The organism is Nonomuraea sp. SBT364, assembly GCF_001083785.1.
Taxonomy (GTDB): Bacteria; Actinomycetota; Actinomycetes; order Streptosporangiales; family Streptosporangiaceae; genus Nonomuraea.
The window spans coordinates 1-8,788 of sequence record NZ_LAVL01000258.1 but is presented as its reverse complement, the minus strand read 5'-3'; the positions used below and the strand labels follow the sequence as shown (position 1 = coordinate 8,788).

The 8,788-nt window shown below is 72.3% G+C and carries 6 protein-coding genes and 1 pseudogene; all 7 read left to right on the top strand.

The features are described from left to right. The coding region (locus tag ADY59_RS45400) for a nicotinate-nucleotide--dimethylbenzimidazole phosphoribosyltransferase (RefSeq protein WP_231619203.1) at positions 1-487 on the top strand (487 nt) is incomplete at its 5' end. A 36-nt stretch (positions 488-523) separates the two neighbouring features. Continuing rightward, the gene (gene speB, locus ADY59_RS45395; RefSeq protein ID WP_049576960.1) at positions 524-1,537 is read left to right on the top strand and encodes an agmatinase; all 1,014 of its coding nucleotides are present in this window, start codon (positions 524-526) and stop codon (positions 1,535-1,537) included. A gap of 83 nt (positions 1,538-1,620) precedes the next feature. Further along, a complete protein-coding gene (cobA, locus tag ADY59_RS45390; RefSeq protein WP_049576958.1) occupies positions 1,621-2,853 on the top strand; it encodes a uroporphyrinogen-III C-methyltransferase in 1,233 nt (410 codons plus the stop codon). Between the two features lie 632 nt (positions 2,854-3,485). Then, the gene (locus ADY59_RS45385) at positions 3,486-5,318 is read left to right on the top strand and encodes a GTPase (protein ID WP_231619202.1); all 1,833 of its coding nucleotides are present in this window, start codon (positions 3,486-3,488) and stop codon (positions 5,316-5,318) included. Beyond that, entirely contained in the window at positions 5,315-6,937 is a 1,623-nt protein-coding gene (locus ADY59_RS45380) for an ABC transporter (RefSeq protein WP_049576956.1), read from the top strand. Before ADY59_RS45385 ends, ADY59_RS45380 begins: the two co-directional genes overlap by 4 nt. A gap of 192 nt (positions 6,938-7,129) precedes the next feature. Beyond that, a complete protein-coding gene (locus ADY59_RS45375) occupies positions 7,130-7,729 on the top strand; it encodes a single-stranded DNA-binding protein (RefSeq protein WP_049576955.1) in 600 nt (199 codons plus the stop codon). Positions 7,730-7,869: 140 nt separating this feature from the next. After that, positions 7,870-8,127 (top strand): annotated as a pseudogene (locus ADY59_RS53090) (VOC family protein); the annotation flags it as partial. Positions 8,128-8,788: the final 661 nt, after the last annotated feature.

Here is an 8,788-nt window from a genome sequence, read left to right as displayed (position 1 = left end):
TCCCGGAGCGCCCCCACCGCACGGGGCCGGGGCTTCCTCCCCGGATGGGCCCCGGCCCCGTGCGGTGGGGGCGCTCCGGGAGGGGCCCGAGCCCCGTGGGGTGGAGATGGGGCCCGCTGAGGCGCTGCGCATCCTCGCCGCCGTCGGCGGGTTCGAACACGCCGCCATCGCCGGGTTCATCCTGGGCGGCGCCGCACTGCGGGTCCCGGTGATCCTCGACGGCGTGATCGCCGGCGCCGCGGCCCTGGCGGCGGCCGCGCTCGACCCCGCAGCCACCGACCACTGCGTGGCCGGCCACCGCTCCGCCGAGCCCGGCCATTCGGCCGCGCTGGACCACCTCGGCCTGCGCCCGCTGGTGGACCTGGAGCTGCGTCTGGGCGAGGGCACCGGCGGCCTGCTGGCCCACCCCCTGGTGTGCGCCGCCGTACGGGTCCTGCACGAGGTGGCCACCTTCGACTCGGCGGGAGTGACGGAAAAGCCCATGTGATGATGGGGATACGCCAACCAGCACGTGAGGTGACCAGTGTCCCGATACGGCCCGATGTTCGGCCCCGACATCACCTTCCTCGGCGTGGAGCGCTGCGACCTCGACGATCCCACCACGTACGCGGACGCCGACGTGGTGATCATCGGAGCCCCGTTCGACGGCGGCACCTCCAACCGCCCGGGCGCCAGGTTCGGCCCGATGGCGCTGCGCCAGGCGTGCTACCTGCCGCACGACGGCTCCCGCCCGAGCCTGGCCCTGCGCGTCGACGCGCTGCGCGACCTGCGCGTGCTCGACGCCGGTGACGTCGAGTGCTACTCGGGCGACGTGGAGGGCTCGCTGGCCGCGATCGAGGAGGCGGTGCACCGGGTGGCCGCCTCCGGCGCGATCCCGCTGGTGCTCGGCGGCGACCACACGGTCGCGCTGCCGGACGCCCGGGGCACCGCCCGGGCCCACGCCCCAGGGCGCACCTCCATGATCCACTTCGACGCGCACGCCGACACCGGCGACATCGCGTTCGGTCACCTGTACGGTCACGGGCAGCCGATGCGCCGCCTCATCGAGTCCGGTGCGATCCGCGGCGACCGGTTCCTCCAGATCGGCCTGCGCGGCTACTGGCCGGAGCCCGAGACCCTCGGCTGGATGGCCGAACGGCGCATGCGCTCGTACGAGATGACCGAGATCGTCGCCCGCGGCCTGGAGACGTGCCTGACGGAGGCGTTCGGCATCGCGCTCGACGAGTGCGACCAGATCTTCCTGTCGGTGGACATCGACGTGTGCGACCCCGGCCACGCGCCCGGCACCGGCACTCCCGAGCCCGGCGGGCTGACCGCCAGGGAGCTGCTCGACGCCGTCCGGCGGATCTGTTACGAGCTGCCCGTGGCCGGCATGGAGGTCGTGGAGGTCTCGCCGCCGTACGATCACGCGGATGTGACCGCGTTCCTCGGGAACCGGGTTATTCTTGAGGCGCTCTCCGCGATGGCCAGACGCCGTAAGGACGACGAAGGCGGGCCGCGCTGGGACCCTCGGCAGCCCCTTCTTGACGGGCGTTGACTCATGCGAAGCGAATGACGCGATGACAACCGGTAGGTTTACGTCCTAGCACACCAACCTTCGCGAACGGGAGATTCCCGACAATGGGTCCCTACCTCCTTGGCCTGCGGCTTTCCGGTCGCCGGGTCCTCGTCGTGGGCGGCGGGCGCGTCGCTCAGCGGCGGGTGCCAGCGCTGCTCGAGGCAGGTGCGGAGGTGACCGTGGTATCGCCGGGCGTCACCCCCGCTCTCGACGATCTCATCGCCGCCGGCCGCATCGTCTGGCACGCCCGCCCCTACGAAGTGGGCGACTGCGACGGCGCCTGGCTCGTGCACGCCTGCACCGACGACCGGTCCGCCAACACCGCCGTGGCCGCCGAGGCCGAGGCCAAGCGGATCTGGTGCGTGCGCGCCGACGACAAGGACGCCTCCGCCGCCTGGACCCCCGCCTCCGGGCGGGTCGACGAGGTGAGCGTCGCGATCACCGCCGGCGGTGACCCGCGCAGGGCCGCGGGCATCCGCGACGCCGTGGTGGGCGCGCTGCTCGACGGCACCGTCGACGCCCGCCGCAGCCGCACCAAACCCGTCGGCGTCGCCCTGGTCGGCGGCGGCCCCGGCGACCCCGGCCTGATCACCGTGCGCGGCCGCCAGCTCCTGGCGCAGGCCGACGTCGTGATCGCAGACCGGCTCGCGCCCCGGGCCCTGCTCGACGAGCTCGCCCCCGACGTCGAGCTGGTCGACGCCGCCAAGGTCCCCTACGGCCGCTCCCTCTCCCAGGACGCGATCAACGAGCTGCTCGTCGACCGCGCGAGGGAGGGCAAGTTCGTGGTCAGGCTCAAGGGCGGCGACCCGTTCGTGTTCGGGCGCGGCGGCGAGGAGATGATCGCCTGCGCCCGGGCCGGCATCCCGGTGGTGGTCGTGCCCGGCATCACCAGCCCCGTCGCGGTCCCCGCCGCGGCCGGCGTCCCGGTGACGCATCGAGGCGTGAGCCAGGAGTTCCACGTCATATCGGTGCATGTCGCACCGGACGACCCCCGATCCACCGTCGACTGGCCCGGGCTGGCGCGTTCCCGTGGCACCCTGGTGCTCATGATGGCCGTCGAGCGGCTGGCGAAGGTGGCCGAAACGCTCGTGCGAGACGGACGTCCGCCGGAGACTCCCGTAATGGTGGTGCAGGACGGTACCCTTCCGACCCAGCGGGCGGTTATCGCCTCGCTTTCCACCGTGGCCGACCGCGTGACCGCGGCTGGGATACGGCCACCGGCGATCGTCGTCGTCGGCGACGTCGTAAGGGTCGGCCAGGAGGTCGAGATGGTTCGAGCGGAGCGCTTGCCGTGAACACGGCCATGGATGACGGTCGCGAGGAGTCGCCGGGGGAGCAGACCCTGACCTTCAGCGCCATTACCGATATGCCCCCGTCCGACACCGCCCCGGCGGTCTCCGACGTACCCGGGGCCCCACCGGCTCCTTCCCGTACGGACCCCGCACCGGAAGAGCCACCCACAGCCGACGAGGCGTCCGCTGCGGATGAGGCGCCCCCTGCGGCGGACCCCGATTCTGACGCCGGTCCACAGACATCCGTATGGGACGTGCCCGTACGAGACGCCCCGGTACGAGACGTCCCCGTGCGCGACGCCCCCGCACGGCCGGTGTCCGTGTGGGACATGCCCGTGCGCGACGCGTCCGGCCCGGCGAAGCCGTCCGACGCCCCCGTGGGCGACGCGTCCGCCCAGGCGAAGCCGGACGACGCCCCCATCCGCGCCGCTGACCCCCCTGAGCCGGACGCGAAACAGGCCCCCGCCGAGGCCACCCCCGCCGACGATTGGGCTCCCTTCGGGGAGGGTGGGGTGGATGCTGTTCCCGCCCGGGCCGAGGATGCTTCTGGCGAGGCTGATGGTGTGTCTGTCGGGGACGGGGCCGCTGTCGATGAGGGCGATGCCGACGCCTGGGCTCCCTTCGGGGAGGGTGGGGTGGATGCTGTTCCCGCCCAGGCCGAGGATGCTTCTGGCGAGGCTGATGATGTCTCTGCCGAGGACGGCGCTTCGGCCGATGCCGATACCGGCGCTGCCTCTGCGGAGGCCGAAGATGACCTTGACGAAGCCGACGGTGCCCCCGCAGGAGCGGAGGACGTACCCGGGGAGACTCCCGGCGAGGTCGAGGAGGAGCTGCCCGCAGAGGCCGCCGAGGCGTTGACGGCGGCGCTCGGGGCGCTCCGGGAAAGCGTGGCCGGGCTGCAGTTCGGCCTCGACCTGCCGGGCGCCGAGGAGGCACGGCAGGCGCGCGCCGACCTGCAGGCGCAGCTGGATGACTACGTGCTGCCGAGGGTCCGCACCAGGACGGCGCCGGCACTGATCGTGATCGCCGGCTCGACCGGCGCGGGCAAGTCCACGCTGGTCAACTCCCTGGCCGAGAAGAACGTCTCCCGCACGGGCGTGCGGCGGCCGACCACCGGGGTGCCGGTTCTGGTGTGCCACCCGGACGACCGCCAGTGGTTCGCCGAGGGCGAGCTGCTCGGCGGGCTGCGGCGGCTCGACAAGCCCGAGCCCGGCGCCGGCATGCGCAGCGTCGTCGTGGTCGCCACCGAGAAGCTGCCGCAGGGCGTGGCGCTGCTCGACACCCCCGACATCGACTCGGTCGTCGAGGAGCACCACGAGATCGCGCACCGCATGCTCGACGCCGCCGACCTGTGGATCTTCGTCACCACCGCCGCCCGCTACGCCGACGCCCCCGCCTGGAACCTGCTGCGCCTGGCCAAGGAGCGCGGCGCCCGGCTGGCCATCGTGCTGTCGCGGGTGCAGCCGAAGGCGCGCGAAGTGGTGCTCAAGCACTTCGTCCGGATGCTCACCGAATACGGGCTGGGGGAGATCGACCGGTTCGTCATCGAGGAGGCGGCTGTCACCGACGGCAGGCTGCCCGACAGCGAGGTGACCGATCTGCGGCTCTGGCTCGCCGAGCTGTCCGTCGACGACAAGCGCCGCGCGCAGGCCGTCAGGAAGACGCTCAACGGGGTGCTCGACAGTTTCCGCACCCGCGTCCCGGCGCTGGCCAAGCAGCTGGAGCTGCAGGTGGCGTTCCGGAGCGAGCTGCGCGGCGACGTGGAGGCGGCCTATCTCGGGGCGCTGACGGAGGTCGACAAGGCGTTCCGCAGCGGAATGATCATCCATGGCGAGGTGCTGGCCCGCTGGCAGGACTTCGCCGGCTCCGGTGACCTGATGCGCTCGCTCCAGCTACGCAAACGTCCCAGGTCGTCGCAGGCGCCGGAGCGGATCACCGCGTTCCGGGGGGCGCTCAAGGCCGGGCTGGAGTCGGTGATCGTGGCCGCGGCGGGCCGTGCCGCCGAGGAGGTCGCCGGGCGCTGGCGGCACCGGGCCGAGGTGGGCGGCAAGCTGAGCGAGGGGCTGGAGCGGCCGTCCGACGAGCTCGTACGGCATGCCGGCCGGGCCATCGCGTCCTGGCAGGAGCATGTCATCGAGCTGGTCCGCACCGAAGGCGTGGCCAAGCGGTCGGTGTCCAAGCTGGTGTCGTTCGACGCCGACTCGCTGTCGTTGATCTTCATGGTGGCGATGTTCAGCGGGGGCCGGGCCGAAGGGGTGCCGCACCGGCTGGTCAAGGCGCTGCTGGGGGCCGAGTCGCTGCGTGGCATCGGCTCCAAGGCGCTGAGTGATCTGAGAGCCAGGATCGGCATGCTGTTCGACGAGGAGTCCATGCGTTACGTGCAGGCGCTCGACTCGGCCGGGATCCCCGACGAGTCCGCCGCGACCCACCTCTACCAGGCGACGTACAACCTCGAGGTCGCACGATGACCACCGTCACCACCAGGCCGGGGCTCGCACCGCGGCTGTCCGCCCTCACCAAGGTCGTCGAGCTGGGCCCCGGCCGGCTCGACGACAAACTGGTGTCCGAGGCCCAGAACCTGTTGCTGCGCGCCGGCGACCGGCTCAAACTGTCGTCGGAGCACACCGTGGTCGCCCTCGCGGGCGGCACCGGCAGCGGCAAGTCCTCGTTGTTCAACGCCGTGTCCGGGCTGGAGTTGTCGCCCACCGGCGTTCGCCGGCCCACCACCGCCCGCACGCACGCCTGCGTGTGGGGGCTGGAGGGCGCCGCGCCGCTGCTCGACTGGCTGCAGATCCAGTGGCGGCACCGGTTCGCCAGGGCCAGCGCCCTCGACAAGGGCGAGAGCCAGCTTCACGGGCTCATCCTGCTCGACCTGCCCGACCACGACTCGATCAGGGCGCTCACCGACACCGAGGCCGACCGCCTCATCGGGCTGGCCGACCTGGTGGTGTGGGTGCTCGACCCGCAGAAGTACGCCGACGCCTCCACCCACCGCCGCTACGTCACCGAGCTGGCCGGGCACGAGGCCGTCACCGTGTTCGCGCTCAACCAGGCCGACCGGCTGTCCGCCGAGGAGCTGGCCGAGCTGGTCATCGACCTCAACGACCTGCTCCGCCGCGAAGGCGTCGAGCACCCGAGCGTGGTGCCCACCTCGGCGGTCAGCGGGCGCGGCATCGAGAGCCTCAAGAGCGTCATCGCCGGGGCCGTCTCCCGCCGCCGCGCCGCCATCCAGAAGCTCGAGGCCGACCTGCACCGGCTGGAGCAGCGGCTCACCCAGAGCATGCCGGTCGGCGAGGCCCTGGACGTGCCGGCATCCGTCGACGAGGCCCGCCGGATGGGCCTCACCGACGCGCTCTGCGACGCCGTCGGCGTCCCCGCCGTGGGCGAGGCCATGGAGAACGTCTACGCCGAACGCTCCAGCCGCTGGGTCGGCTGGCCGTACCCGCGCTGGCTCGACCGCTTCCGCCCCGACCCGATCAAGAGCCTGCGCCTGCAGGACGTCGGCGACGAGATCCGCGGCATCACCACCGGCTCGGTGAGCGCGCAGTCGGCCGAGGTGGCCAACGCCGTGCAGGCGCTGGCCGACGGGCTGACGGGCGGCATGCACCCGGTGTGGCGGAGCGCCGTGCACCGGGCGGCCCGCTCCGAGCTCGGCGCGCTGCCGCGCACCCTCACGGAGGACCTCACCGAGGTCGCGCCGCGTCTCGACCGGGTGCCGGGCTGGTGGCGGGCGCTCAAGGTGTGGCAGTACGTGCTGGTGGCGGCGTTCGGCGTCGGGCTGGTCTGGCTCGGGGTCGGATTGCTGCTGCCCGGGCGGCTGCCGGCATCGCTGCAGCTGCTCGGTGACACGGCGGCGCTGCCGTGGGTGGCCCTGATGATGGCCTCCGTGCTCGGGCTGGGGATTTTGTCCGGCATCGCGTCACGCAACTTCGTGGAGCTCGGGGCGTCCCGCGAGCGGGAGCGCCTGGAGCGCGAGATGCGCCGGCGGGTGGCCTCGATCGCCGAGAAGGCGGTGGTGGAGCCGGTGGAGCGGGAGCTGGGCCGGCACCACGCGTTCTACCAGGCGATGCGCAGCCTGGCAGGCTGACGTTCGCTCCGCCCGGACCTGCGGGCAGAGAGTCGTTTGGGCTGGGCCGGCGGGGGTGAGGTTCGTCCACAGGGCGGCCCGAGGCTCCGGCCGTCATCCACAGAACGCGGTTCGGCAGCCTGGCGGGGTTCCTCTTCGCGGCACTGTGTTCCCAGGTCGCGGGCGTCCGGCCCGCTGCATGGGAGGCACGGAATGAACGACATCTACATCACGCTCACCGGCAACGTCGCGGCAGAGCCCCGGCAGCACACCTTCGACGACGGCGTCAAGGTGACCTCGCTGCGGGTGCTCACCTCTCACCGCTACTTCGACCGGAAGGCCGGGCAGTGGATGGACGGGGAGAGGGTCTGCTTCGCGATCCGCTGCTGGCGGACGCTGGCCGACAACGTCGCGCGTTCGATCCGCATCGGGCAGCCCGTGGTGGTCTCCGGCAAGCTTCGCATCCGGGAGTTCGGGCCCGAGGGGGATCGCCGGTTCATGCCGGAGGTGGAGGCCAGCGCCGTGGGCCACGACCTGCGCTGGGGCACCGGCACGTTCGCCAAGCCGGAGCGGGGCGGCGCCGCGGCGTCGGTGAGCCCCGAGATGCGTGAGCGGCTCGACGAGGAGATCCAGGACTGGGCGATGGGCACCACCGGTCCGAGTTCCCGCCGTGGCGCCCTGGAGACGATCCCCGACCCGGCCGCCGATTTCCAGCCGCCGGAGGGCGTCACCGTGCGCATCCTCGGCGCCGACGACAACGAGAAGGAAGGCGAGGACGCCGAGTGGCCCGCTGAGGAACGCGCCGCGGCCTAACCCGCTCCCGTGCCCCCGCCCCAGCCGCACCGCCATCCTGGCGCGACCCGGTCGGTGCGGTCACTCGGTCGGTCGCTGGTTGAGCCGTTCCGCTTGACGCTGAGCGGCTCGGCCTTCCCCTCTCCAGAGCTCAACGCGGGCTGCCCTGCTCCGGATCAACCGCCCAACCCTCGCAGTCTGGGGTTGTGCTGGCGCGGTTCTGGTGCGAGGTCCCGGACATCATCGTGCTTGACCGTGAGTACGACGGCACGTCGGAGATCGGGCCGCGCGGGGGTTCGGAGGTCCGCGGCCGATGATCATTCCCAGCCGCACGGATGAGCCGGAGTAAGGGGAAGTTCCGGCTGCACATCGATGTCAACGCCACCGACCGCGACCGGGACGCCGAGCTCGAACGCCTCTTCGGCGGGACTTCTCAGACTTTGAAGCCTTCTGGCGGGACCTCCGGGGCTCCTGCAGTTCCCCGTTGTGATGTGCTGGACTGCCATGGCTCTTGGGGGGCGTGTAGGCGCGGTTCCGTTGATGGCAGTCAGCCGGGACATGGCGTAGATCGTCACCGCCTTGCAGGTCATGGGCGGAATCGGCGGTTGATCACCTGCGGCGCCCGCGTGGACCGGACGAGCTTTCGGCCGCCCCGGCACGCCGTCGACGCCCGCCGGAACTCCGGCCAGCATCAAGGACCTCGCGGCAGGGGTGGTGCTCGTCGCCGGGGCGGCGCTCGACGGGTGCCGTACGAGTCGTACGGGATGAAGCCCGTACGGGCAGGCAGGTGTCGGGTGGGTGACCGGTCCGGGGCGGGAGGCCCGTCAGGCGCGGAAGGCCCGTCTGGCATGCCAGGCCCGTCTCGCACAGGGGCCGGTTTCGCACGGAAGGTGCGGACGGCTCGTCTTGTACGGGGGCCGGTTTAGTTGTACGGGGGCCGGTTTCGCACGGAAGGTGCGGACGGCTCGTCTTGTACGGGGGCCGGTTTCGGGCGGCAGGTACGGACGGCCCGTCTCGTGCGGATGAGGGGCCGGCGTGGGGCCTGGCTCTTATACACATGTGACGCTGCCGAAGAAGAGG

Excerpts from the sequence above, each read along its gene's own strand:
- ADY59_RS45380 (WP_049576956.1), top strand. The coding sequence starts at position 5,315 with ATGACCACCGTCACCACCAGGCCGGGGCTCGCACCGCGGCTGTCCGCC.
- ADY59_RS45375 (WP_049576955.1), top strand. The coding sequence starts at position 7,130 with ATGAACGACATCTACATCACGCTCACCGGCAACGTCGCGGCAGAGCCC.
- cobA (WP_049576958.1), top strand. The coding sequence starts at position 1,621 with ATGGGTCCCTACCTCCTTGGCCTGCGGCTTTCCGGTCGCCGGGTCCTC.